This is a genomic window from Streptomyces sp. CA-111067 (assembly GCF_050956065.1).
Classification (GTDB): Bacteria; Actinomycetota; Actinomycetes; order Streptomycetales; family Streptomycetaceae; genus Actinacidiphila.
In genome coordinates this window covers 3,983,352-4,007,949 of the sequence record NZ_CP192103.1, presented here as the reverse complement: position 1 = coordinate 4,007,949, position 24,598 = coordinate 3,983,352, and the positions used below count along the sequence as shown (strand labels likewise).

18 protein-coding genes are annotated in these 24,598 nt (G+C 72.9%); 6 read left to right on the top strand and 12 right to left on the bottom strand.

Annotated features, from left to right (window positions below):
* Positions 1–98: 98 nt before the first annotated feature.
* Entirely contained in the window at positions 99–542 is a 444-nt protein-coding gene (locus ACQPW6_RS17325) for a universal stress protein (RefSeq protein WP_433894565.1), read from the bottom strand.
* A gap of 395 nt (positions 543–937) precedes the next feature.
* On the opposite strand from ACQPW6_RS17325, the gene ACQPW6_RS17320 reads away from it, so the two are divergent.
* Both ACQPW6_RS17320 and ACQPW6_RS17315 read left to right on the top strand, forming a co-directional pair.
* Positions 938–2,125, top strand: coding sequence for an RNA polymerase subunit sigma-70 (locus ACQPW6_RS17320; RefSeq protein WP_433890538.1), 1,188 nt, complete (start codon positions 938–940; stop codon positions 2,123–2,125).
* A gap of 276 nt (positions 2,126–2,401) precedes the next feature.
* Positions 2,402–3,901, top strand: a complete 1,500-nt coding sequence (locus tag ACQPW6_RS17315) for a DHA2 family efflux MFS transporter permease subunit (RefSeq protein ID WP_433890537.1) — start codon at positions 2,402–2,404, stop codon at positions 3,899–3,901.
* Between the two features lie 503 nt (positions 3,902–4,404).
* Here ACQPW6_RS17315 and ACQPW6_RS17310 read toward each other — a convergent pair.
* Entirely contained in the window at positions 4,405–4,878 is a 474-nt protein-coding gene (locus ACQPW6_RS17310; RefSeq protein WP_433890536.1) for a MarR family winged helix-turn-helix transcriptional regulator, read from the bottom strand.
* Positions 4,879–5,031: 153 nt separating this feature from the next.
* Here ACQPW6_RS17310 and ACQPW6_RS17305 point away from each other — a divergent pair, with 153 nt between their 5' ends.
* The 3 genes from ACQPW6_RS17305 to htpG all read left to right on the top strand — a co-directional run bounded on the left by ACQPW6_RS17305 (position 5,032) and on the right by htpG (position 8,900).
* Positions 5,032–6,021: a quinone oxidoreductase family protein gene (locus ACQPW6_RS17305; RefSeq protein WP_433890535.1), complete on the top strand. Its 990-nt coding sequence runs from the start codon at positions 5,032–5,034 to the stop codon at positions 6,019–6,021.
* 103 nt (positions 6,022–6,124) lie between these two features.
* Positions 6,125–6,736, top strand: a complete 612-nt coding sequence (locus ACQPW6_RS17300; RefSeq protein ID WP_433890534.1) for a GNAT family N-acetyltransferase — start codon at positions 6,125–6,127, stop codon at positions 6,734–6,736.
* 181 nt (positions 6,737–6,917) lie between these two features.
* Complete coding sequence (gene htpG, locus ACQPW6_RS17295) at positions 6,918–8,900, top strand: molecular chaperone HtpG (RefSeq protein ID WP_433890533.1); 1,983 nt, start codon at positions 6,918–6,920, stop codon at positions 8,898–8,900.
* A gap of 34 nt (positions 8,901–8,934) precedes the next feature.
* Here the strand turns inward: htpG and ACQPW6_RS17290 are convergent, their stop codons facing one another.
* The 10 genes from ACQPW6_RS17290 to ACQPW6_RS17245 all read right to left on the bottom strand — a co-directional run bounded on the left by ACQPW6_RS17290 (position 8,935) and on the right by ACQPW6_RS17245 (position 23,872).
* Entirely contained in the window at positions 8,935–9,939 is a 1,005-nt protein-coding gene (locus tag ACQPW6_RS17290) for a hypothetical protein (protein ID WP_433890532.1), read from the bottom strand.
* Between the two features lie 160 nt (positions 9,940–10,099).
* Positions 10,100–11,188 (bottom strand): hypothetical protein, encoded by a 1,089-nt coding sequence (locus ACQPW6_RS17285; protein WP_433890531.1) that lies wholly within the window; start codon positions 11,186–11,188, stop codon positions 10,100–10,102.
* 476 nt (positions 11,189–11,664) lie between these two features.
* On the bottom strand, positions 11,665–12,537 hold the full coding sequence (locus ACQPW6_RS17280; protein ID WP_433890530.1) for a patatin-like phospholipase family protein: 873 nt from the start codon (positions 12,535–12,537) through the stop codon (positions 11,665–11,667).
* 108 nt (positions 12,538–12,645) lie between these two features.
* Positions 12,646–14,115: a hypothetical protein gene (locus ACQPW6_RS17275; RefSeq protein ID WP_433890529.1), complete on the bottom strand. Its 1,470-nt coding sequence runs from the start codon at positions 14,113–14,115 to the stop codon at positions 12,646–12,648.
* A 108-nt stretch (positions 14,116–14,223) separates the two neighbouring features.
* Positions 14,224–15,213: an ADP-ribosylglycohydrolase family protein gene (locus tag ACQPW6_RS17270; protein ID WP_433894564.1), complete on the bottom strand. Its 990-nt coding sequence runs from the start codon at positions 15,211–15,213 to the stop codon at positions 14,224–14,226.
* A 46-nt stretch (positions 15,214–15,259) separates the two neighbouring features.
* Positions 15,260–15,763: a hypothetical protein gene (locus ACQPW6_RS17265; protein WP_433890528.1), complete on the bottom strand. Its 504-nt coding sequence runs from the start codon at positions 15,761–15,763 to the stop codon at positions 15,260–15,262.
* A gap of 129 nt (positions 15,764–15,892) precedes the next feature.
* On the bottom strand, positions 15,893–17,980 hold the full coding sequence (locus tag ACQPW6_RS17260) for a dynamin family protein (RefSeq protein ID WP_433890527.1): 2,088 nt from the start codon (positions 17,978–17,980) through the stop codon (positions 15,893–15,895).
* A gap of 189 nt (positions 17,981–18,169) precedes the next feature.
* Complete coding sequence (locus ACQPW6_RS17255; protein ID WP_433890526.1) at positions 18,170–19,891, bottom strand: phospholipase C; 1,722 nt, start codon at positions 19,889–19,891, stop codon at positions 18,170–18,172.
* Position 19,892: 1 nt separating this feature from the next.
* The gene (locus ACQPW6_RS17250) at positions 19,893–23,108 is read right to left on the bottom strand and encodes a hypothetical protein (protein ID WP_433890525.1); all 3,216 of its coding nucleotides are present in this window, start codon (positions 23,106–23,108) and stop codon (positions 19,893–19,895) included.
* 284 nt (positions 23,109–23,392) lie between these two features.
* Positions 23,393–23,872 carry a macro domain-containing protein gene (locus ACQPW6_RS17245; RefSeq protein ID WP_433890524.1) on the bottom strand — a complete coding sequence of 160 codons (480 nt, stop codon included), beginning with the start codon at positions 23,870–23,872 and terminating at the stop codon, positions 23,393–23,395.
* An 85-nt stretch (positions 23,873–23,957) separates the two neighbouring features.
* On the opposite strand from ACQPW6_RS17245, the gene ACQPW6_RS17240 reads away from it, so the two are divergent.
* Entirely contained in the window at positions 23,958–24,572 is a 615-nt protein-coding gene (locus ACQPW6_RS17240; protein ID WP_433890523.1) for a dihydrofolate reductase family protein, read from the top strand.
* Positions 24,573–24,598 lie beyond the last annotated feature (26 nt).

Sequence of the window (24,598 nt, the reverse complement as noted above, 5' to 3'; positions counted from 1 at the left end):
TAGGATGACCGTCGAAGGGCCGGCGCCGCCGCACCGGCCCGACCGCCCCAGTCCCCGTCCCTACTACTCAGACACCCCTACTATTCCGGCCGGCTCTGCTACTCGGACTTCCCGCGCACCACCACGACCGGGCAGTCCGCGTGCAGCGTCACCGTATGGCTGACCGACCCCAGCAGCGTCGAGCGGAACGTGCCGTGCCCGCGTACTCCGACGACGATCAGCTCGGCGCCCTCGCCCCGGTCGAGGATGGCCTGCGCCGCGTTGCCCAGCACCGGGGTCTGCACCACGGCGGTGGCCTGCTCCGGCGGCAGGGCGGTCTCCACCGCCTGGGACAGCGCGTTCGCCGCCGAGTCCTCCAGGTCGAAGCCCTCGGGTATGCCGGGGATCATCCCGGTGCCGTACAGCGACGGCATCTCCCAGGCGATCACGGCCTCCAGGGACGCGCCGGTCAGCGCGGCCTGCCTGGCGGCCCAGCGCAGGGCGTGCAGGGAGGGCTCGGAGCCGTCCACACCCACCACGATCCGGGGGGTGGCGGGCTCCATGGCCTCGTCGGGGCCGGACTGCTCGCTCGGGGCGGGACGGTCGGGGGCCGCCGCTTCCGACCCCTGGCCGTTCCGGGTCTCCCGCAGGGACTCGTACGGCGTCTCACCGGTCGGTTCGGCAATCGGCTCCACCATGGTCTGCTCCTTCGCCTGTCGTGCCGTGGTACCCACCTTCGGCTGCCCGGCGAGCCCCGTCGCAAACGCCTCCCGGGGACAAGCCGCAGGTCAGGGGTAGGGGAGCGGGGCCCGGGCGCTGCCCGGGCAGGCCGGCTCGGGCAGGCCGGTCCGGGCGGGCCGCGATGAGTTTCGGCCGCGCCCGTTGTCTCTATTCGGGCAGGGGTCTTCCCTGCCCGGAACCCGAAGTGAGTGGACCCGAAGTGAGCGAGGGAGTCGCGGTGAGCACGGTGAGCAGCGAGCGGCGCGCAGAGCACGCACGGGCCGGGGACCTGCGGGCCGGTGGGCCGCGGACGGGTGATTCGCGGGCCGGCGGCGTAGGGGTGCCGGGCGGTGGGGGCGGTACGGGCACGGACCGGGACGGGTTCATGCGGCTCGCCGCGCCCTTCCGGCCGGAGCTGCTCGCGCACTGCTACCGGCTGCTGGGGTCGGCGCAGGACGCGGAGGATCTGGTGCAGGAGACGTATCTGCGCGCCTGGCGCGGATACGACCGCTTCGAGGGCCGCTCCTCGCTGCGCTTCTGGCTCTACCGGATCGCGACCAGCGCGTGCCTGACCGCGCTCAGGCACCACAGCCGCAGGGTCGTCCCGGCCGGGCTCGGCGGTCCGGCCACCGACCCGGACGCGACGTACAACCCGGCGGGCCCGGAGATCTCCTGGGTGCAGCCGCTGCCCGACGCGCTGCTCGGCTCGGCGCCGGGCCCGTTCACCGCCGACCCGGCCGCGATCGTGGTGGAGCGCGGCAGCGTACGGCTGGCGCTGATCGTGGCGCTGCAGCGGCTGCCCCCGAAGCAGCGGGTGGTGCTGATCCTGCGGGAGGTGCTCGGCTGGCGGGCGGCCGAGGTCGCCGAGCTGCTCGACACCAGCACCGCCGCCGTCAACAGCGCGCTGCAGCGGGCCCGTTCGCAGCTGGACCAGGACGCGCTGACCGAGGACGACGTGCGCCCGCAAGGGCTGGACGCCCGGCACCGCGAGCTGCTCGACGGCTACGCGCGGGCCTTCGCCGACGCCGACATCGAGGCGCTGCTGCGGTTGCTGCGGGACGACGTGACGCTGGAGATGCCGCCGGAGCCGTACTGGTTCGCGGGCCGCGCGGATGTCGGGCGGTTCATCGGGCGCCGGATCTTCCGCGCGCCGGGGGTGCTGCGGACGCTGCCCGTCACGGCGAACGGCGGGCAGTTGGGCCTGGCGATGTACTGGCGCGACGAGGCGGGGGACGGCCGCGGCGGCGAGCTGTTCCGTCCGCACTGCGTGCAGATGCTGACGTTCGGCCCCCGGGCGGGAGCGGAAGCGGGTGCGGGTGCCGGTGGGGCGGGCGCCGGCGCCGGTGACCCGGGCGTCGCGGGGATCCTCGCGTTCCGCGACCCGTCGATGTTCAGGCTGTTCGGCCTGCCCGCCGTGCTGAGTTGAGCCGGTCGGGCGCCGCGCCGAGCCCGGCCGGGGGCTGTGCCCGATGAGTTCCGCCGGTGGCCGTGGTCTTTATTCACCCCCCACGACCACCGGCACAACTCACCCTCCGGTAGAGGGACTCCACGAGCGGAGTACGTCCATGTCCAGCACGTTCTTCACGCCCAGCGCGCACAGCACGCTCCGCGTGCTCCAACCACCCAGTCCCCCGCACCCGGCCGCGAACTGGCTTCCGGGCGAAAACGGTTCAGGCACAGGCACCAAGAGGGACGGCCGCTGATGTCCGTTCCGCAGACCCAGCAGCGGGCCGGCTGGACGCTGGTCCTCGGCTCCATCGGCGCGTTCGTCGCCTCCCTCGACGTGGTGGTCGTCTCGACCGCCCTGCCGACGCTCCGCGGCAGTCTCGGCGCGAGCCTGTCGGACCTTGAGTGGACGATCAACGCGTACAACCTGGCGTTCGCCTGCCTGATGCTCACCGGCGCCGCGCTCGGCGACCGCTTCGGCCGCCGCCGGATGTACGTACTCGGCATGGGGCTGTTCACGGCCGCGTCCGCCGCGTGCGCGCTGTCCGACTCCGTCAACGGGCTGATCGTCGCCCGGATCGTGCAGGGAGCGGGCGCCGCCGTGATCCTGCCGCTGACCCTCACGCTGATCAGCAACGCCTTCCCGGTGGAGAAGCGCGGCGCGGCGATCGGGGTCTGGGGCGGCATCACCGGACTCGGCGTGGCCGCGGGACCGATCGTCGGCGGGGCGATCATCCAGGGGATCTCCTGGCAGTGGATCTTCTGGATCAACGTGCCTGTCGGCGTCGTCACCATCGTGCTGTCGCGGCTGCTGCTCACCGAGAGCCGCGGGCCGCGGCCGCAACTCGACCCGATCGCGGTGGTGTTGGTGCTCGCGGCGCTGTTCGCGCTGACCTGGGCGCCGGTCCGCGCGCCCAGCGCGGGCTGGGCCAGCGGTGAGGTGATCGGCTCGCTGGGCGCGGGCGTGGTGCTGCTCGCCGGGTTCGTCTGGTGGGAACGCCGGGCGCCCACACCGATGTTGCCGCTCGGCTACTTCAAGCGGCGGGCGTTCTCGACGGCGAACGTCGTCGTGTTCTTCCAGGCGGTCTCGCTGATCGGCTCGCTGTTCATGATCGCGCAGCTCTTCCAGACCGGCCTGGGATACGACCCGTTGCAGGCCGGGTTGCGGATCCTGGTGTGGACGGCGATGCCGATGCTGGTCGCGCCGGTCGCCGGGGTGATGTCCGACCGGTTCGGCAACAAGCCGTTCATGGTGGCCGGGTTGCTGTTGCAGGGCGGCGGGCTGGGCTGGCTCGCCGCGGTCACCGAACCGGGCGTCAGCTACGGCCGGTTGGTGATGCCGCTGGTCATCGCCGGTATCGGGATCTCGCTGTGCTTCCCGACGGTCGCGAACGCGGTGGTCGCGTCCGTGCCCGTTGAGGACGCGGGGGTGGCGGCCGGGGCGAACACCGCGCTGCGGGAGTTGGGCGGGGTGTTCGGCGTCGCGATCCTCGCGGCGGTGTTCGCCGCGCACGGCGACTACTCCTCGCCGGGGCGCTTCATCGACGGGTTCAAGGCGGCGGAGGTGGTGGCGGCGGTCGTCGCCGTGACGGGGGTCGCGGCGGGGTTGCTTGCGCCTGGGCGGCGGGCCGCGCGGGCGGAGGCGGCGGCTTGGATGGTCAGCGGGCAGGACGACGCCCCGGCTGAGGGTTCGGTGGCGGTCGGGGCGGGGGTGTCCGACTCGGCGCCTGCGGCTGGGCCGGGCGGGGCGGCGTAACGCCCACACGCGTGGTGGGCCGGGCCGCGATACCTCCCGGCTCGGCTCATCACCCCCGTCGGCGGGTTGCCGTCCCCTCGGCGGGGGCCGGTAAGCCCCGGGGCGGCCGGTGGGCCGAGGACAACTGGGCTGCTCCGTTGGGCCGGTGGTTGCGTGCCGGTCGTCGGTGGCTGGTCGCGCAGTTCCTCGCGCCCCTGAGGGGGTGGCCCCTGGTGTTGTCGGTTGGATGACGGCCGGTGGGGGCTGAGCGCGCAGTTCCCCGCGCCCCTGTCGGGGCGGAGCCCCGTCTCCCAGGTGCCGGTCCGCTTCGGTTGCTCGCGCAGTTCCCCGCGCCCCTGAGGGGGTGGCCCCTGGTGTTGTCGGGTGGCTGACGGCCGGTGGGGGCTGGCCGCGCAGTTCCTCGCGCCCCTGTCGGGGCGGAGCCCCGTCTCCCAGGTGCGGGTGCGCTTCGGTTGCTCGCGCCCCTGCGGCCGGGGCGCTCGCCCCCCGCTCCACCCCCCGCGTCAGCGGGATGATCGGCCCGGCGGGGTCGGCGTCTGTTCTGCGAGTACCACCGTCGCCCGTTCCAGCAGGCCGCACAGCTCCGCGTACTCGGTCGGCGTGAAAGCCGCCGTCAGCGCGCGTTCCAGGATGATCACCTCGGCGTAGGCGCCGTCGAGTTGGGTGCGGCCGTGCTCCGTGAGGGTGCTGATCTGGACCTTCGCGTGCACCGGGGACGGCTCGCGTTGGATGAGGCCCTTGCTGTCCATCGTGGTGAGGACGCTTGCCATGCTCTGCTGCGTCACGCCGCACGCGCGGGCCAGTTGGGCGCCGGACATGCCGCCCTCGCGCGCGAGGGCCAGCAGGGCCGTGTACTGCGTCATCGTCAGGCCGTAGCCGCGGAGTACGGCCTCGTGGTGGCCCATCAGCACCTGTTCGGCGCGCCTGATCCGGTTGCACAGGTACTCCTCGATCGCCTCGACGGGGATGTCGGCCATCGCTCTCCTCGCTCCTTCGCTCGGGCCCGCGCCCGCGCCCGCCCACTCGGCACGTGCACGCATGTTCCTGTGTTGACTCAGGTCTCTTATACAGCTAGTTTTCGACAGGTCAGGTGACACAGGATACTGAGTCAGCTCAGGAGGCTACATCCCATGACCGTGATGACCACCATGCAGGCCGTCGTCCTCGACGCGCAGGGCCGCTACCAGGTCACGGACCGGCCGGTGCCCGTCGCCGGCCCGGGCGAGGTGGCGGTCCGGGTCGGGTACGCCGGGGTCCAGTGGGGGGACACGATGGTCCGGGACGGGCACTTCCCCGTGCCGCGCCCCTTCGTCCCGGGCTTCGAGGCGGCCGGACGCATCGTGTCGGTGGGCGACGGGGTGGACGGCGGCCGGGTCGGCGAGGCGGTCGCCGTGCTGACCGCGTCGGGCTGCTGCGCCGAGGTGGTCGTGGCGCCCGCCGTCCTCGCGCTGCCCGTCGGACGGCTCCCGCTGCGTACGGCCGCGGCTGCCGGCTGGAGCACGCCGACCGCGTACGACCTGGTCAACACCGCCGCCCGGGTGCGGCCGGGGGAGCGGGTGCTCGTACACGCCGCCGCCGGAGGAGTGGGCACGCTCGCGGTCCAGTTCGCCCGGCTGGGGGGCGCGGCCTCGGTCACCGGTGTGGCCGGAAGCCCGGAACGGGCCGCGTACGCAGCCGAGTTCGGCTACGACGAGGTGCTGCTGCGCGACGACTTCCCCGCCGCGCTCGGCGACCGGCGGTTCGACGTCGTGCTCGACCCGGTCGGCGCCGGCACCCGCCGCGAGAGCCTGCAACTGCTCGCGCCGCACGGCCGGTTGGTGGCCTACGGCAACATCGCCGGGTACGAGCCCATCCTCGCCGACACCAACGACCTGCTGATGCGCGGCGCGTCCCTGCTCACGTACAACAGCAGCCTGCTGAGCAGCACCCACCCCGAACGGCTGGCCGCCTCCGTCCGCGCCGCGCTGGACCTGCTCGCGGACGGCAAGGTCCGGGTGGACGTCACCGCCGAGTACGAGCTCGGCGAACTCGCCCTGGCAGTCGAGCGGTTGGCGGACGGCACCACCAGGGGGAAGAGTGTGCTCCGGGTGGGCGGTCCTGCCGTTCACCAGAACATCTGAACGGTCTAGGCTGCAACCGCCCTGGCGGGACGATCAGTTGTACGGGTCGGCCGCCGGGCCCGAGGAGTCAGTCGAGACGTTGAGGCGGAAGGCGGTCGTACAGATGGGTTTGGCGATTCGGAGGGCCGGAGCGGACGACCGTGAGGCCGCGGCCCAGCTGCTCGACCGGGTGTTCCACGATGACCCGGTGAGCAGTTGGATCTTCCCCGACGTGAAGGACAGGCGGGTCGGCAACCCGATGATGATGGGCGCCTTCGTCGACATGGCGCTCGCCGACGGCTATGTGGACATCGCCGAGGACGGCTCGGCGGTCGCGCTGTGGATGAGCATGCCGGCCGGCGGCGCCCACGGGGACGAATCCGCCGACGGGCCGGCCGAGTTCCGCAAGTCGATCGACCCGGACAACGAGCGGATCGAGCAGATAGTCCGGATACTCGACGAGTCGCACCCCACCGACCGGCCGCACGAGTACCTCCAGTTGATCGCCGTCTCCACCGAACTGCACGGCCAGGGCAGGGGCGCCGACCTCATCTCCAACGTGCTCGACCGCTGCGACCGGGACGGCCTGCACGCGTACCTGGAGGCGAGCAGCCTGCGCAGCCGCCGCCTGTACGAGCGGCTCGGCTTCGTTTTCACCGGCACCACGATCGACCTGCCCGGCGGCCCGCACATGTACCCGATGTGGCGCGAGCCGCAGGCGCAGCGCCAGCTCTGAGGCCGGTCCCCGGCCGGGGAGAAGCGGCCGGCGGGCCGATCGCGGGCACCTCTGCTCACGGGGAGCGCCGCTGCCGGGCGGCGGCGCTCCTCTAGAGTGCTGCGGTCAGTACCCGTCACACCCCGTCACCTCATGACCCCATGAACAGGTGACCTGGTGGCCTGAGAAGGACCAACGGATTATGCCGAGCGAGACGTTCGAGTTCCAGGTGGAAGCCCGCCAGCTTCTGCAGATGATGATCCACTCGATCTACTCCAACAAGGACGTGTTCCTGCGCGAGCTCGTCTCCAACGCCTCAGACGCGCTCGACAAGTTGCGGCTGGAGGCGCTTCGCGACGACACACTCGGCGCGGACGTGTCCGACCTGCACATCGACATCGAGGCCGACCCGTCGACCCGGACGCTGACCGTACGGGACAACGGCGTCGGCATGTCCCGCGACGAGGTCGTCGACCTCATCGGGACGATCGCCAACTCCGGTACGGCCACGTTCCTGCGGGAGCTCAAGGAGGCCCAGGACAGCGGGAGTTCAGCGGCGAGCGAGGGGCTGATCGGGCAGTTCGGCGTCGGCTTCTACTCCAGCTTCATGGTGGCCGAAGAAGTCACGCTGACCACCCGCCGGGCCGGCGAGAGCGAGGGCACCCGCTGGACGTCCGACGGCGAGGGCACGTACACGGTGGAGACCGTCGAGGACGCCCCGCAGGGCACGGCGATCGCGCTACGGCTCAAGCCGGAGGACTCCGAGGACCAGCTGCACGACTACACCTCGCCGTGGAAGATCCGGGAGATCGTCAAGCGGTACTCGGACTTCATCACCTGGCCGATCAGGATGGCCGCGCCGCCGGCCCCGTCCGCGGCGCCCGGGAAGACGGACGCGGCGCCCGGGGAGACGGACGAGGCCGCGACCGATGCCGAGGTGGAGCCCGCCGCCCCCGCCGAGCCCGAGACGCTCAACTCGATGAAGGCCCTGTGGGCGCGCTCGCGCAGCGAGGTCACCGACGACGAGTACCACGAGCTGTACAAGCACATCAGCCACGACTGGGTGGACCCGCTGGAGACCATCCGCCTCCAGGCGGAGGGCGCGTTCGAGTACCAGGCGCTGCTGTTCATCCCGTCGCACGCCCCGCAGGACCTGTTCCGGCAGGGCTACAAGCGCGGCGTCCAGCTCTACGTGAAGCGCGTCTTCATCATGGACGACTGCGAAGCGCTGATGCCGCCGTACCTGCGCTTCGTCAAGGGCGTGGTGGACGCGCAGGACCTGTCGCTGAACGTGTCACGGGAGATCCTGCAGCAGGACCGGCAGATCCAGCTGATGCACCGGCGGCTGGCCAAGAAGGTGCTCTCGACGGTCAAGGACATGATGACCGCCGACGCGGACAAGTACGCCACGTTCTGGCGGGAGTTCGGCCGCGTGCTGAAGGAGGGGCTGCTCGGCGACCCCGCCGACCGCGCCGCGATCCTCGCCGCGTCCTCCTTCGACAGCACCCACGACAAGGAGCGGCCGACCACGCTCGCGCAGTACGTGGAGCGGATGAAGGACGGCCAGGAGCACGTCTTCTACCTCACCGGCGAGTCACGGCAGGCCGTCGAGAACTCCCCGCACATGGAGGCGTTCCAGGCCAAGGGCATCGAGGTGCTGCTGCTGACCGACCCGGTGGACGAGGTGTGGGTCGACGCCGTCCCGGAGTTCGAGGGCAGGCAGTTCCGGTCCGTGGCGAAGGGCGAGATCGACCTCGGCACGGAGGAGGAGAAGAAGGAGGCCGACTCCGAGCGAGAGGCGCAACAGGAGCAGTTCAGCGGCCTGTTGACGTGGATGACCGCCCAACTGGACGAGAACGTCAAGGAGGTACGGCTCTCCTCCCGGCTCACCGTCTCGCCCGCCTGCATCGTCTCCGACACGAACGACGTGACTCCGGCGCTGGAGAGCATCTACCGCGCGATGGGCCAGGAGCTTCCGCATGTGAAGCGGATCCTCGAACTCAACCCGAAGCACCCGCTGATCGTCGGCCTGAACAGGTCGCACACCGAGCGCGCGGACGACCCTTCGCTGGACGAGACGGCCGAACTCGTCTACTCCATGGCCCTGTTGGCCGAGGGCGGCGAACTCCCCGACCCGTCCCGCTTCGTGAAACTCCTGGCGGACCGCCTCGAACGCACGCTGTAGCTAGGGGTTCGCCGCGCAGCGCCGCGCCGCGCCGTTACGGTGTCGGGTCGCCGGCGGCCCCGCCCGGGAGTGTGCCGTCTTGGCCGCCCGGGGTGGCCGTCGGCGCCGGGGCGGTGGTCGCGGGCGGTGCGGAGGCCGGCGGCGGGGCCGACGGGGAGGGGCTGCCGCCCGGCCCGTCACCGGTGCCGGGGCCGGTGGACGGCGTGGACGGCGCGGACGTGGACGGGGTGCTCGCGGACGGCGGGGTGGACGGGGCCGAAGTGCTGCCCGGTCCTGGCCGCCCGTTGCCGTCGCTGCGGTGCGGCGTGCCGGTGGCGCCGTCCGAGGGGGTGCCGGTGCCCGTGCCGTCGCCGGGGGCGGGGGTGGGAGTGCGGCCGGTGCCGCCCGAATGGGACGAGTTGTGGCCGCTGACGGCGTTGCCGACGGTGGTGCCGTTGCCGTGCCCGCTGATGTTCTCGCCGGCGATGGCCTCGTAGCAGGTGATGCCGCCCATGGTCAGGCCGAAGGCGAGGGCGAGGGCGGCGACGGGGCGCTTCCAGCTGCGGGAACGGGCCGGCCGGGGGTCCGGGGTCGGACCCGGACCCGGGTCCGATTCTGCGGACGCCGATTCTGCGGACGTCGGTACTGCGAGCACCGGGTCCGTGGGTGCCGGGTCCGTGGGTGGCGGGGCCGCCGCTTCCGTCGAGTCCGTCGCGTGCGTCTCCGTCGGGCTCTGGTCCTGCGTCTGGTCCCGGCCCCGTGCCTGCCCCCGGATCCGGCGGACCCCGGGGCGCGCCTGCACGGCGACCTCCTGCACCTGCCGGCCGGTGTGCCGGAAGACGTGCTGGAGGAACGTACCGCCGCAGGTGCCCAGAGCGCTGACCACGCCCGCGCCCAGGATCGTCCCGTACACGCCGAGATTCGACGCGAGTTTCGCGGCCACGACCGCGGCGACCGCGCTGCCCGCCACCTGCGGCACGCTCAGGTCGAACCTGCGCTCACGATCCTTGCCGGAGGTTGCGTCCTCCGGGCGCTCGTGGTCGCCGCGTGCCTCGCCCATGCCGGACTCCGCCTGCCTTTCCCGATCGGCCTCGTGGGGTCAGACGGGCGGGTGAGCACACAAGTTCCTTTTGTCGGATTTTCGTGAGGTACGCCACCATGGGGCGGGGAATCAGGGAACCAAGGACCGGGGAACCCTGGGGGTGCGGCACCTGCCCGTCCTAGACCCGCGGCGTCGCCGCGCCCGCCTGCTCGGCCGTCCACCGGTCCATCCGCTCCCACTGCCCGAGCAGCCACTCCCCGCCCGCCGCCTCCCCGCGCGGGATCTCCGCGGCCGGTATCCGCCACCAGTGGACCCGTACCGGACGCCGGAACGGAAGGAAGTCCCAGGCCGCGCGCGGCGAGGCGATCACGTCGAGGCCGGCGTGCCCGACGAAGACCACGTCGGCGGTGGGGGCCGCGGCCAGTGCCGCGAGGGTCCCGGCGTTCCGCGGCGGCAGGACGTAGTGCAGCCCGGCCGCGCGCGACGCGCGCCGGTACTGGCCCAGGCGGCGGAGCGAGGCGACGGCGCGGCGGTGCCGGCGCGGGGTGAAGTTGCCGCCCTCGGGGAAGATCACCAGCGCGTCGCGCGGTCGCAGCCCGGCGGCCAGCGCCGCGACCGCGTCCTCGGCGGTGCCGCGGGCCGGCGGCAGGAAGCAGTGCGGCACCCGGCCGAGCAGCACGTCGAGGCACGGATCGGCCCGCAGCGGGCCCTTCAGGACGGTGTGCGGCAGCAGACCCCCCTCGGTGAGCAGGATCTGCAGGATCAGGAACGAGTCGCCCAGCCCCGCGTGCCGGACGAGCACGGCTGCGGGCGCGTCCGGCTGCCTCGCGGTGGCGAGCGGCGCGGGCGTCATCTCGACCTCCAGCCGGAACAGCCGGTCCGCCGCCCGGCGCAGCACGGCGAGCAGCCGGGCGAGCAGGGCGAACGCGTCGGCCGCCCGCCGATCCCGCGCGGCCGGCCCGGTGAGCGGCCGGCGTACGAACAGCGCGGTCGCCGCGAGCAGACCGGCGAGGTCGACGACGAGGTAGGTGAGCACGAACGCGGCCATACGCGTCGGCCGCCACGGCCCGCGGGTGGCGAGCGAGACGGGCGCGCCGAGGACCGTCACGGCGAGCAGCACGGCGGCGACCAGCGGGAGCATGGCAATCAGGAGCGAGGTGGTGATCACCCGGCGGGCCCCGGTGACCAGCGCTTCTCCGGCGGCGGCGCGCAGGGAGCGCGGGGCGACGGTGGTGGGGTGGGGGTGCGGTCGGCTGTCGGCCGGCACGGCCCGGCCGGCGGGTGGGTAGGGGTGAGGCCGGGCTTGGGCGGGTACGGTGCTGCGGCCGGTGGACGGGTCGGGGTGCGCTCGGGCTTGGGCGGGTACGGTTCGGCCGGCGGGCGCGGCGGGCGGATTGGGCTGAGGGGGCGCCGCCGGGCTCGGCGGCAGGTCGTCGGCCGGGACTTCGGCCGGCTCCTCGCCCGGGTTCGCGGTCGGGGCATGGGATGGGCCGTGGTTCGAGTTCGCGGCCGTGGCTTGGGCCGGTACGGTCTGGCCGGCCGGCGGAGGGGACTGAGCGGGCACTGCCGGGCTCGGCGGCAGGTCAGACGTCGGGACTTGCGCAGACCCCTTGTCCGGTGTCGCGGCCGGGACTTGCACCGACCCCTTGCCCGGTGTCGCCGCCGGGACTTGCGCCGGCCCCTCGCCCGGGTTCGCGGCCGGTTCGCCGAACGGCTCCTCCTCCGGGTTCGCCGCCCGGCCCCTCACCTCTGGCCGTTCGCCGCGTCGAGTGCCGTCGACAGGTAGTCCGACGAGGCCGCGTACGCCCGTTCGATCCTTTGTGCCGTCCGACCGAAGGTCCGGTGGCGCAACTGGCCCAGCGTTCCGGCTGCTTCGGCCGGGGCCGCGCCGCTGGGCAGGACGTGGACGGTCACCTGCGGCGGGAGGTCGGCCATGTCGCGGGCGAAACGGTGCCTGCGGGCGATCTCGAACGCGACCGTGGCGACCTGCCACGGCAACTTCGGTGGGGCCAGCGGCCGTTCGATCCGGCCGACCTGCAACACGTAGATCTCGCGGGCGCCCAGCGCGACCGCCCGGCCCACCGGGATGCTGTTGACCAGGCCGCCGTCAACGAAGTGCTCGCCGTCGATCCCGACCGGCGGCAGCAGCCCGGGAACGGCCGACGACGCGAGCACCGCCTCGACCAGCGGTCCGCTGTCGAACCAGTGCTCCGCGGCGTGCTCGATGCTCGCCGCGACGCACTGGAACGGTACGGCCAGTTCCTCGATGAGCGTGACCGGCAGGTGGCTGCGCAGCAGGTCGAGCAGCGGCGCCGGGGTGTACAGATGGGTGCGGCTGCGCACCGCCGTGGACAGCCGGCCCACCAGCGAACCGGAGAAGACCCCCGCCTGGCCGAGCCCCGTCCACAGATCGATCAGCCGGCTCACCGACGCCTGCGACGGTTCGGCGGCCACCGCCGCCCCGTTGATCGCACCGACGGACGTCCCCAGCACCAGCTCGGGCTTCACCCCGGCGGCGAACAGCGCTTTGAGCATGCCGACTTCGTACGCCCCGAGCGCACCGCCGCCGCCCAGCACGAAGGCCGCTCCGGGAGTCTCCTGCGCACTGCGTTCCATGGCTGACGCGTGCCCTCACCTCGCCGATCCAGTCGTGCGATCCAGTCCGCCGGTCCGGAACGCCGGTCCGGAACGTCGGTCCGGAACGCACGCTGCGGCAGGCCCCGTTCACCGCCGCAGGCGCTCGGCGCGGATCTGCCGGGCCGCCGCGTCGGCGGCCCGTTTCGCGAGCCGGGGATCGGGGTCGCCCTCGGCGATGGCGAGGGTGATGCGGAGCCGCTCGGCGGGGTCGGGTTCGTTCAGCAGCCGGAATCCGGCCCGCCGGACGGCCGCCCGGTCGCGGTCGGCCAGCAGCGACCGGGCCAGCCCGTCCGGCAGTTGGCCGACGACCGTGCGGAGGGCGGCGGTTGCCTCCCGGATCACCTTCGTGGACGGGTCGCGCAGCAGCGGGACGGTGGCCCGCACCGGCACGGCGTCCAGGACGCGCAGCGCCCGCAGAGCCGCCGCCCGGACGGCGGACTCCGGGTGGCCGAGCAGCGGCGTCAGCAGGACGGCGTCGCCGGCGCGGCCGGTCTCGCCGAGGCCGGCCATCGCGCCGGGCGCGGGCGTGCCGGCGGCGGCGAGCGCGCTGCGGTACCAGCCGGGCGCGTCACCGCCGGCGCGGCGGACCGCGTCGCGGGCGACTGCGCGGACCAGCGGCGAGGTGTCGTCCAGGTATGACGTGACCTCGGCGCCGAGCCCCGTTCTGACCAGGCCGGTCAGCGCGACCACGCGGACGTCCGGGTCCCGGCTCCCCGCGAGTTGGCGCAGCAGGTCGGTCCGCGCGGTCCACACCGCCTCGCGCACGGCGGCCTCGGCAGCCATGCCCCGGCAGCGCCGGTCGCCGTCGCGCTTCGTGATCGCGACGAGGGCCGCGAGCGGCAGCCGCCGGGAGTCGAGCGCGGCGCGCAGGACGAACCGTCGCACCAACGGGTCCGGCGCGGCCAGGAGTTGCTGGACGAGGTCGGTGCGGGGCGCGGACAACAGCGCCGTGCGCACCTGGCGTTCGGCGAACCCGCCGCGTTCCCGCCGTGCGAGCAGCAGCGTGACGGGCAGCGCCGCCGGAACGAACCGCTGCGGCTCCGCGTCCAGCAGCACCGCCAGCGCGGCGCGGGCCCGGTCCCGTACCGGCCGCACCCAGTCTGCGGTCCGCAGGATCAGGAACGGCAGCAGGTCAGCGGGGAGTTGGCCGTCACCCAGCAACTCGACGAGCCGGCGCACGGTCCGTTCCCGTACGCGCCCGTCGGGATGAGCGGACGCCAGCGCGACGCCGAGCGGCCCGTCCGACCCACCGGGCCCGGCCTCCCGCCGAGGCTGCCCACGGCGGGGCAGGTGGTAGCCCCACGTCCGCCGTACGGCCTCATCCAGCCGGAGTAGCCCCCGGGGCTGATCAGCCAGCAGTCGTAGCACCGCGGCGGACTCCCCGGCGCCGGCGGCCTCCGCGCCCCGTACAGCCTCGACGAGCCGCTCGTCCTGCTCCAGACCGTCCCCACCCGGAGCCGCCGAAGCCGCCAGGGCAGCCTCGACCCGTCCCACCGCCCGCGCGGCCCCGCGCCCCGGCTCGGATTCCCTGAAGACAGCACTGGCAGCGTCCGACATGCCCCTATGCTGCCGGACCCCGCACGGAACGGCCCCTGGATTTCCGCCCACCCGCCCCGCTGCCTCGGGCCCGCACGTGGGCACGCCCGCGCGAGCCGAGTGCGGCGCTCAGGCGTCCCAGGCCGCGCCCAGCGCCAGCAGCCGGTCGCGGTACTCGATCGCCTCGACCCATTCGGCCGGCCAGGCCGCCACACCGTGGTGCGCGCCGGCGAAAGCGCCGGCCAGGGCGGCGATGGAGTCGGAGTCGCCGGAGGAGTAGGCCCCGCGGCGGACCACCGCGGGCGGGTCGTCCGGCAGCATCAGGAAGCAGTACAGGCCGGTGGCGAGCGCCTCCTCGGCGATCCAGCCCTGGCCGGTGGCCAGGCACGGGTCGGCCTCCGGGTCGGGTGCCGCAAGTGCGCCCTCCAGCCGGTCGAGTACGGCCAGGCACTCGTCCCAGCCGCGGGCGGCGAAGGACGCACGGTCGTGGTCGTGCGCGCGTTCGGCCAGGTCGCCGAGCCAGTCGGCGGGGTAGTGCTCCCGGTTCTGCCGGGCGTATTCGCGCAGGGCGGGCAGCAGTTCGGCGGGCCGGGTGCCTTGCGCGAGCAGCCAGACGGTGTACGCGGTGAGGTCGCTGGCGGCCAGCGCGGTCGGATGCCCGTGGGTCAGCGCCGACTGCAACTGGGCCGCGCCCGAACGCTGTTGGCGGTCGAGACCCGGGATCAGGCCGAGCGGCGCGACCCGCATGTTCGCGCCGCAGCCCTTGGAGCCGACCTGGCTGGCCGCTCCCCACTCACCGCCGCGGCTCAGCGCCTCGCACGCTCTCAGGCAGGTCGTGCCCGGTGCGCGGTTGTTCTCCGGCGACTGCCACCACTCCACGAAGTGCGCGCGGACGGGGGGTTCCAGCCGTTCGGCGGTCAACGGGCCGCCGTCCGCGAGCGCTTCGAGCAGCCCCTCGCCCAGCGCCAGCGTCATCTGCGTGTCGTCGGTGACGTACGCCCGTCCCGCGGAGAGCGGCAGCGGCATCGTGTGCCACGGCCCGTTCTTCGCGGCGATCTGCGCCATGTCGTTGAACTCCGTCGGAAACCCCATGGCGTCGCCGACCGCCAGCCCCACCAACGCCCCTGTAGCCGCCTGCCGCACGCCGTTCCCCCGTCCAGTAGTGCTAGTAGTGCCAGTGCTTCCCCCCGGATTCCACCACGCATGTGATCGGGCGGCCCGACGCGTCCGTCGTCGACTTGCCCAGGTCCGCGTTCCGGCAGAACTGGCCCGCTTTGTAGCAGTTGCCCGCGTTGGAGCGGATGCTGCACACCCCGGTCGGGGCCGGGGGCGCCGTGGTGCGGTGGACCGGCGGGGGCGTGGTGTGGCGGACGACGGGCGCGGCCTTGTGGGTGGGCGGCGGGGTGGTCGTGCGGTGGGTCGTCGGCGGAGCCGTGTACGGGGCCGTCGTGGCCCGCGTCGTCGCGGGAGTCGTCGGGGGCGTGGTCGGTGCGGTCGTCGGCGGGGTCGTGGGCGGGGCGGTGGTGGTCGGCGCCGGGGTGGTCGGCGCGGTGGTGCTGGTCCTCGGGGCGGCCGCCTGCGGGTCCTTCGCCTCGGCCGCGCCGCAGGCGGCGAGGGTGAGTGCGGCGAATCCGGCGACGACTGCTGCGGCTATGCGACTGCGTTCCATGGCCGGCACGGTATTGCCGCCCACCGGCCCCCGACCGGCGACCACGGGCCGGCTACGTACAGCGCCGCCGCCCCCGTAGACGGAACGCCCGAATTCAGCGCGCCCTCAGCCGCAACCGCCCCACCCGCCTCAGCGCCTCGGAGCCGCGCCGACCGCCGTGCCCAGCGCTCGCAGCGGCGTCATGACGCTCTCGCCCTCCGCCACGACGGCCTGGAGGCGGTCGACCAGTGCCTGTTGGTCCTGGGTGTCCGGGTGGGCCATCCGCTCGTGCAGCCGGGCCATCGAACCCTCCAGCTCGTCCTGGTAACTCTCCAGGCGCTCCACGAGGTTGGCGATCAGGTCCATGCCCTGGAGGCCGATGGACAGCTCGAACGACTCCCTCACCTCGCGCGCCTCGCTGTCCAGAGCGGCGATCCACTCCCGCTGGGTCACCTCCAAGGACGTGGCCCGCGACCGGCGGCGCTGGACTCCCATGTAGACCAGCATCGACAGGCCGAGCACCGCGATCGCCGGGGGGAAGACGAGTCCGGCCGCCGCCATCCCGGCCATCCACGATCCGGTGGCGACGATCGGCGCCGAGATGCCGAGGAGCGCCGCGGTCTGCTGGACGAGATCGCGGCCGGCCGGCCGCTCGATCCTCGCCCGCGGCATGGTCAGGGTCTCGATGTCGAAGCTGTGGCCGTGGAGTTGGCGGGCGCGGTCGTCGGCCCCCAGCTCCTCCTTCACCCTGCGCACGATCTCCCGCTTGAAGTGCTCCACCTGCCGCTCCCACAGGGCGGCCGGGCCGTCCGGCCGCGCCTCGATCCAGCTCTGCATCTCCTGGGTCTTGGCCAGTTGGACCTGGTTGGCCTTGGTGGGCCGCTTCACGTCGGTGGCGAGGATCTGCGCGTCCAGTACGGAGTGCAGATGGGCCGCCAGCCGGTCGAAGGGCCGGCAGGCGCGTCGGGTGTGCTCCTTGAGCTGCTCCTCCAGCTGCGTCCTGAGCCGGGGAACCGCGGCCCGCACCTTGTGCAGCTCCGACTCCTGCGCGGACAGGGAGCCTTGCAGCTCCTCGATCGGGGTCCGCTCCATCCGGAGCCGGTCGCTCAGCCAGTTGAGCCGGTGGTCGAGCAGGCCGCTCGCCTCGTCGGCCACCCTGGCCAGGTGCGGCTGTCCGGTCTCCCGGCTGATCAGGTCGTCGAGCATGGCGCGGAGGCCGTCCATCCGGCTCTCGGCGGCCTTGGTCCGGGCCTCGGCCAGGTTTCCCTGCGCTTCGAGGGCGATCGACCGGGCCTCGGAGGCGGGCGACACGGGAATGAAGCCCTCGTTGATGAAGCCCATGTCGGGTCGCCCGTCGAGGGTGAAGTTGTCCTTGAGGTAGGTGTTGTTGCGGTCGACGTTGGCCTGCCAGGCGCGGACGTTGCGGTGGTCGAGATGGGTGGCCGAGTCGATGGCCGTGACGAGCCAGATCACCGGCTTCTTCGAGATCTTGTGGTGGGCGTAGAGGAACCGGATCAGTTCGAGGTCGTCGTCGGACATCGAACGCGAGGCGTGCACCACGTAGATGAAGCAGTCCGCCTTGCTCATCGCCTGTCTGATGATGGTGTCGTGGATCGCGTTCACCGAGCCGGCGCCGGGGAGGTCGTAGAGCATCGCGGGCAACCGGTAGGTGGACAGCAGGATCTCGATCTCGGCGACCTCGCGGTCCCAGTGCTGCCTGAGCCGTTCGAGGGGGTCGGCGTCCTGCATGGCGTAGGCGGCGACCACCGACGGCGCCGGTGAATTGCCCACGTCCTCCCACTCGTCGTCCTGGGAGTCGGTGAACTGCACGCGCAGGAAGCCGCGTTGGGAGGCGTCGTGCGCGGTGTCCTCCGGCTCGACCGGAACAACGGTCGCCGGGCACGCGGTGGTGGGAACGGGAGAGGACGGCAGCAGTCCGACGAACTTCTCCGCGGGGATGCCGTCCCGGTCCGGCACGGTGACGAGTTCGAGCCCGCCCTGCAAGGCGCTGAGCAGGAAGCTCTTGCCCGAGGAGAACGCCCCCAGCATCGCGACCTTGATCAGCGACGATGCCGAGCGGGTCCGCAGCCGCAGCATTTCGGCGGCGGCGTCCAGGGCCGTCCGCTCCCAGTCCTCCGGTGCCCCGTCCATCGCGGCGATCCGCCGGAGCCACGACTCCCCGTCGATGAGCGTGTCGCGGAGTTGGATGCGCAACCCGTCGAGCTCTGTCGGAGTCATGGGCAAATTTATACCGAGCTTTGCCACGAGGCGGGGGAGGAACCACCAACGGGGTGTCGGCGGCCCGGGGCGGACGGCGCAGGCCGCCCGCTGGTGGCGGGCGGCCTGCGGTGTTCACGCGTGCTCTTGCGGGTCGCGCGCTCAGTGCGTGGGGTGTGCCTTCGCACGCGCGGCCGGCTCAGGCGGCGGTCAGTTGTGGTGGCCGTGGTCGGGCAGTTGGCGCGGCATGGACTGAGTTCCGCCCGGCCGGGGCGGCATCGGCTTGGTCGCGGACGTGGTCTGGGCGGCGAGGTTCGCCGCCGTGGTGGCCGGGTCGAACTGCGGGTTGGTCGGGGCCGGTTGGCGGTCGTGCAGGTTCAGCGCGCCGGTGAAGTCGCCGAACGTACGGCGCCGCCACTTGCTGATCGGCGTGAACGTGACCGGGCCGTGCCCGGACAGGCCGCCCGCCGCGGTGATCGTCTCGATGAACTGCAGGCCCGAGGTGTGGTCGGAGACCTCCGAGAAGATCCGGCCGCCCACCGTCCACGGCGAGACGATGATGCACGGCACCCGGAAGCCCGCGCCCACCGGCAGGCCGCCGCCCGGCGTGCCCTTCGGCGACGGCATGGTGACGAACTCCTCCGGGTACTGGCGCAGGTTGGGCACCGGCGGCGGCACGTGGTCGAAGAACCCGTCGTTCTCGTCGTAGTTGAGCACGAACACCGTCGAGTTCCACAGCTCCTCGTTGGAGGCGAGCGCCTCCAGCTTGGCCGCCAGGTACTGCGCGCCCGCGGCCGGCAGGTTCGGCGGGTGCTCGTCGGCCTCGCTCGGCATGAACAGCCAGGAGACGTCCGCCAGAACGCCGTTGGCGCAGTCCTCCTCGAAGGCCAGCGCCGGGTCGGCCGCCGGGGTCGGGGTGGTCGGGATGCCGACCCGGCCGGGGGTGCCGTCGCCGTACAAAGTGCCCCCGCTCATCACGGAGTTGTAGAGGTCGAGCGGCAGCGTCGCCTTGTTCTGGAAGTTCGCGAACCAGGCGAAGACGTTGAACCCGCTGGTGGCGCCCGAGAAGTACGTCTTGACGCTGTACCCGGCGTCGTGCAGGATCTCCGCCGCCGACGGGTGCGTCATCGGGTTCGGCGTCACCGTCTCCAGGCACGGCCCGCCGAACTTGCCCTCCGGGTCGTTGGTGCCGGACATCCACACCAGCCGGTTCGGGTCCGTCGGGCCCAGGATCGAGCAGTGGTAGTTGTCGAGCAGCGTGAACGACTCGGCGAGCGCCCAGTGGAACGGGATGTCCTCCCGGGTGAAGTACCCCATCGTGTAGGACCCGTTGACCTCGCCGTCGGAGGCGAGGTGGGTGGTCAGCCAGCCGTCCATCGCGCCCTGGTTCCAGGAGGCGTGCTGGTCGCGCCAGTCGTGCGAGAGCGACGGGACGGCGGCGGCGCCGGTGCTGATGGTGGACATGTGGAACGGCTCCAGATACCCGTCCGGGTTCGCCGGATCGGGCTGCTGGAACACCGAGTTGCCGTTCGGCAGCCTGATCGCGGTGCGGTCGCTGAAGCCGCGCGCGCCCGGGAACGTGCCGAAGTAGTGGTCGAACGACCGGTTCTCCATCATCACGTACACGACGTGCTTGACCTGGGAGAGGCTGCCCTTGGACGGGCTCGCGGTCGCGGCCCGCGCCAGGTTCTCCGGCAGGATGCCGGCCATGCCGGCGGCGCCGGCCAGCGTCGCCGCGCTCGCGACGAACCGGCGGCGGGATATGCCCGCGGGGCCCGAGGGGTGGGAAGCGGTGCTGCTCATCGTCTCTCTTCTTCTCGTGGACGTCGGGGCGTGCGCGGGCTGTTCGGCGCGGTCGGTGCGCGGGTGGCCGGTGCGCGGGTGTTCGGTGCGCGGGTGTTCGGTGCGCCCGGGGTCGGGATCGCTCGCCATGTCAGTGCCTCCCGGGGGCCACCGGGCCCGCCGCGTTCCCGGCCTGGGCGACCCCGAGCACCTGCGCGACGGCGCTGTTGTTCGTGTCGGCGATGTAGAGCAGGTGCGTGGACAGGTCGACCGCCACCGCGTACGGGGTGTTGAGCCTCGACGCGGACGGCGCCGCCCCGCTGCTCTCCCCGCCGGGCGCGGCCTGGGAGTTGACCACGGTGCTGATGGTCCCGGCCGGGGTGACCTGCCGGATCGCGTTGTTGAAGGTGTCGGCGACGAAGAGGTTCCCGGCGCCGTCGACGGCCACGCCCTGCGGGTCGTTGAGCCGCGCCGAGGTGGCCGGGCCGCCGTCGCCGGAGAACCCGCCGAGGCCGTCGTCCGCCTTGTCCGCCGCGTAGTCGCCGGCCACGGTGGTGATGACGCCGGTCCGCGCGTCGACCCGGCGGATCACGTTGTTCGCCGAGTCCGCGATGTACAGGTTGCCCTTCGCGTCCAGCGCGAGACCGGTCGGCTGGTTGAGCTGCGCGCCCCACGCCGTCCTGCCGTCACCGGCGTAGCCCGCCTTGCCGGTGCCGATCACCCGGACGACGATCCGCTTCGCGTTCACCTCGAGCACCCGGTTGTTCTGGGTGTCGGAGATGAACACGGTCTTCGCCGAGTTCACCACCACCGCGGCGGGGCGGTTGAGTTGGGTCGCCGAGGCCGCGAGCGACAGCCGGCGCCCGGCGGTGCCGGTGCCGGCGAACCGCTGGATCACCCCGTCGGTCGTCACCTCGCGGATCACGTTGTCGCCGCTGTCGGCGATGTAGAGGTTGCCGTCGGAGTCCACGGCGGTGCCCGCGGGCTGGTACAGCGTGGCATCGGCGGCCTTGCCGCGGTCGCCCTTCTCGCCGTAGCCCTCCAGCGAGCCGGCCAGGATCGACGTGTCGCCGTTCAGCAGCCTCGCCACCACGTTGTCACCGGTGTTGGACACGTACACCGAGCCGCTGCCGCCGCCGCGCAGCTCCGACAGCACGTTGGTGCCGACCTTCGGCGCGTGCGCCGAACTCGGCGCGGACCCGCTGTCGACGGAGACGCCCGCCGGGCGGTACAGCGCGCCCGGTGTGGTGTTGGGGACGACCGCGCCGGTGCCCGGGTCCACGTGCGTACCGGGCACGTCGCCGACCGACGCGTACGGCATCGTCTGCAGGATCGGTCCCGTCGGCAGCGCGCTCGAACCGACCGTGAGGCTCAGGTTGTCGGCGGTGCCGTCGCTGTTGGCGCCGCTGCTGACGCCCGCCGTGGCGACGATGACGACGATCTTCTGCGTACCGGCCGGCACCGTCCCGTACCAGGCCTGGTGCAGCAGGCTGGAGACGTTGTCGCGCTGGCCGGCGGTGACCGGCCCGATCACGCCGGAGCCGAGCGTGGCGCCCTGGGCGTCCTGGAACCTGGCGGTGACGGTGGCGTAGTCGGCCTGCGTCGCGTAGCCGCCGAGGTCGCCCGACAGCTTGAACGGCCGGCCGCCGGCGTCGAGCGAACTGACGTCCACCGACTGGGTGCCCGTGGTGGTGATACCGGGGATCGAGACGGTGCTGGGGTTGGTGCCGCCGTAGAAGACCCGGCTGCCGGTCACGCCCGGGTAGGTGGACGTCCTCGACTCCTGCGTGCCGTCAGGGGCGTTGAGCGGCGAGGCGCTCGTCCAGCAGTCGGCGACCGTCTGGTCGTCGCCAAGTGGCGCGCCCAGCGCGGTCGCTGCCGTGAAGTCCTCGGCGCCGGGGTTGGCGATCAGGTTGGCGTCCAGCGCCGGGGCGACCTTGTCGGCGGTCGGGCAGGGAGCGTCGTAGCTCTGGCCGACTGACTTCTGACCGATCGTCAGGTTGAGGTCGTCGGCGGTCCCGTCGCTGTTGGCGCCGCTGCTGACGGCCACCGTGATGACGGTGACGGTGATCTTCTTCGTACCGGGCGGGATCGTGCCGTAGCGGGCGTCCGCGAGGAGTTGCGAGGTGTTGGCACGCTGGGTGGCGGTGGCCGGGCCGATGCCGGCGGTCCCCAGGGGTTTGCCGGCGGCGTCCTGGAAGGTCGCGACGACCTGGGCGTAGTCGCCCTGCGTGGAGTAACCGCCCACCTGTCCTGCCAGCTTGAACGGCTGGTTGTCGGCGTTCAGCGAGCTGACGTCGATGACCTGGCTGCCGGTGGTGACGACGCCGGCGACCGCGACGGTGCTGGGGTTGGTGCCGCCGTAGAAGACCCGGCTGCCGGACGTGCCCGGGTAGCTGGACGTCCTCGACTCCTGCGTGCCGTCAGGGGCGTTGAGCGGGGAGTTGCTCGTCCAGCAGTCGGCGACGGTCTGGTCGTCGCCGGCCGGGGCGCCGAGGTCGGTGGCCGCGGTGTAGTCCTCGGCGCCGGGGTTGGCGATCAGGTTGGCATTGAGCGCCGGGGTGACCTGATCGGCGCTCGGGCAGGGCGCGTTGTAGCTCTGGCCGGTGCCGGCCGCGGCGATCGTCAGGTTGATGTTGTCGACGCGGCCGTCGATGCCGTAGCCGGCGCTGACGCCGGTCGAGCCGACCGTGACGAGGATCTTCTCGGTGCCGGCGGGGACGGTGCCGACCGCCGCCTCCGGGATGAGGCTGGTGACGTTGGCGCGCTGCCCCGCGTTGACCGGGCTGAGGGCCGCCGAGCCGATGGTGGCGCCGCTGCCGTCCTCGAACGCGGCGGTGACGGTCGCGTAGTCGCTCTGGTTGGTGTACCCGCCGAGCGCGCCGGTCAGCGTGAACGGTTTCCCGCCCGCGTCCAGCGAGCTGACGTCGATCAACTGCGTCGCGGTGGTGGTGACTCCGACGATCGAGACCTGCGGGGAGTCGTAGTCGTAGCCGCCGTAGAACGTACGGCTGCCGGTCTGCCCCGGAGTCGCCGAGGCGTACGACTCGATGACGGCGCCCGGCGCCTTCATCGGCGAGGACGCCGTCCAGCAGCCGGGCACGTCCTGCGGGTCCCCGTCGGGCGCGCCGAGGTCGGTGACCGCGGTGTAGTCCTCGGCGCCCGGGTTGGCCACAAGATTGCTGCCCAGGGCGGGAGTTACCTGGTCGGCGGCCGGGCAGGCGGCGCTGTACGTCTGCCCGATGCTCGCCGCGGAGGCGTTCCCGTTCCCGCCGAGGACATCGGCCCCCGCGATACCGCCAGCCGCGACCACGGCACCGGCGAGCGCCGCCACGGCTCTCCAGCGAACCTTCTGATAAGGAATCATCCCCCCATTGATGTAGACACCAAGAGACACCGCGCGGCCCACTCCTGTCCCGCCGGCAACTCCCGCATGAACACTCGTCAGTTGGCCGGCGAACTTCGCCCGGTCTGTGGGGGTGCGGGGCGGGGTGCTCCGGGTTCCGGTCCGGCGGGTGGGGGCGCGCCGGGTGGGGGCGCTATGCGCGGGGGCGCTCCGCGCGGGGGTGAGGTTTGTGGTGCGCCGGGGGCGCGGGTACGGGGGTCGTCACGTAGCCGGTGGTGATCCCTCGGGTGGACCGAGGGTGACCGTCACCCGTGGTCGTAGACGGTGACCGGCACTTCGGCGGCGACGAGGCGCGCGACGATCAGGGGCTCGACCCGCTCCCACTTGCCGCCCGCCAGGCCGCAGCCGATCCGGGGCATGTGGACCGACGCGCTCAGCTCGGTGGCCCGGGCGGCGACAGCCTCCAGCGCGGTGTCGATCGCCTCGTAGCGCACGGGTACGCCCTTGCTGCCGGTGCGCATGCCGTGCTGGCCGATCATGTTGGCCACCCACACCAGCCGCCCCACCTGGACCAGTTGCACGGCACCCAAAGCGAAGTCGTTCTTCGACCGCTCCCGGTGCCACCGCCGGTAGGCGGCCTCCGGCTCGGGCCAGCGCCGGGATATCGCGAGCACGAAGCCCTTGCCCCAGCCGCCCAGGTCATTGCACACGTGCGCGATCACCTTCGGCCCCTTGCCCAGCGGCGTCGTCGCGTCACCGCGCACGTAGTCGATCCCCGTCCCCATGCCGGCCAAGGTATCCGGTGCTGCGGACAGAACTCCCCGACGGTCTGACCGATGAGTTCCCGGGGCGGCCGGGGTCTGCCCTGGTATGACTCGAATCATCGCTGACATCTCGATGTCCCTCGACGGCTTCGTGACCGGGCCGGACGCGGGCCCGGAGAACGGATTGGGGACCGGCGGGGAGGCGCTGCACACGTGGGTCTTCTCCGAGGATCCGGACGACCGCCGGCTCCTGCGCGAGGGGACGGCCCGCTCGGGCGCCGTCGTCATGGGCCGGCGGCTCTTCGACATCGTGGACGGCCCGGGCGGCTGGGACGACACGGTCGGCTACGGCGCCGCGGAGGTCGGCAAGCCCCCGTTCGTCGTGGTGACGAGCACGCGGCCGGCGTCGGTCCGGCTCACCGACCTCGACTGGACGTTCGTGACCACCGGCCTCCCCGACGCTGTGGCCGCCGCCCGCGAGCGCGCCGAGGCGGCGTCCGCGTCGAGCGGCAAAGACCTGGACGTCGTGCTGATGGGCGGCGGCGCGACGATCGGCTCAGCCCTGGCATCCGGCCTGGTAGACGTCCTGTCCCTGCACCTCGCCCCGGTAATCCTGGGCGCCGGCACCCCCCTCTTCCCCCCGGGCACCCCCCGCGCCCTGACCCGCCGAACCGTCACCCTGACCTCAACGGCAACCCACCTGACGTACGACGTCCACTGACGCGGGCCCCGCGACGCGGCACGGAC

What these genes read in the sequence shown, in the direction of transcription:
- ACQPW6_RS17245 (WP_433890524.1), bottom strand. Translation starts at nt 23,872, where the DNA reads ATGGGGACGGGGATCGACTACGTGCGCGGTGACGCGACGACGCCGCTG.
- ACQPW6_RS17310 (WP_433890536.1), bottom strand. Translation starts at nt 4,878, where the DNA reads ATGGCCGACATCCCCGTCGAGGCGATCGAGGAGTACCTGTGCAACCGG.
- ACQPW6_RS17300 (WP_433890534.1), top strand. Translation starts at nt 6,125, where the DNA reads ATGGGTTTGGCGATTCGGAGGGCCGGAGCGGACGACCGTGAGGCCGCG.
- ACQPW6_RS17280 (WP_433890530.1), bottom strand. Translation starts at nt 12,537, where the DNA reads ATGGAACGCAGTGCGCAGGAGACTCCCGGAGCGGCCTTCGTGCTGGGC.
- ACQPW6_RS17255 (WP_433890526.1), bottom strand. Translation starts at nt 19,891, where the DNA reads ATGGCGAGCGATCCCGACCCCGGGCGCACCGAACACCCGCGCACCGAA.
- ACQPW6_RS17250 (WP_433890525.1), bottom strand. Translation starts at nt 23,108, where the DNA reads ATGATTCCTTATCAGAAGGTTCGCTGGAGAGCCGTGGCGGCGCTCGCC.
- ACQPW6_RS17315 (WP_433890537.1), top strand. Translation starts at nt 2,402, where the DNA reads ATGTCCGTTCCGCAGACCCAGCAGCGGGCCGGCTGGACGCTGGTCCTC.
- ACQPW6_RS17305 (WP_433890535.1), top strand. Translation starts at nt 5,032, where the DNA reads ATGACCGTGATGACCACCATGCAGGCCGTCGTCCTCGACGCGCAGGGC.
- ACQPW6_RS17290 (WP_433890532.1), bottom strand. Translation starts at nt 9,939, where the DNA reads ATGGGCGAGGCACGCGGCGACCACGAGCGCCCGGAGGACGCAACCTCC.
- ACQPW6_RS17265 (WP_433890528.1), bottom strand. Translation starts at nt 15,763, where the DNA reads ATGGAACGCAGTCGCATAGCCGCAGCAGTCGTCGCCGGATTCGCCGCA.
- ACQPW6_RS17275 (WP_433890529.1), bottom strand. Translation starts at nt 14,115, where the DNA reads ATGTCGGACGCTGCCAGTGCTGTCTTCAGGGAATCCGAGCCGGGGCGC.
- ACQPW6_RS17325 (WP_433894565.1), bottom strand. Translation starts at nt 542, where the DNA reads ATGGAGCCCGCCACCCCCCGGATCGTGGTGGGTGTGGACGGCTCCGAG.
- htpG (WP_433890533.1), top strand. Translation starts at nt 6,918, where the DNA reads ATGCCGAGCGAGACGTTCGAGTTCCAGGTGGAAGCCCGCCAGCTTCTG.
- ACQPW6_RS17240 (WP_433890523.1), top strand. Translation starts at nt 23,958, where the DNA reads ATGACTCGAATCATCGCTGACATCTCGATGTCCCTCGACGGCTTCGTG.
- ACQPW6_RS17260 (WP_433890527.1), bottom strand. Translation starts at nt 17,980, where the DNA reads ATGACTCCGACAGAGCTCGACGGGTTGCGCATCCAACTCCGCGACACG.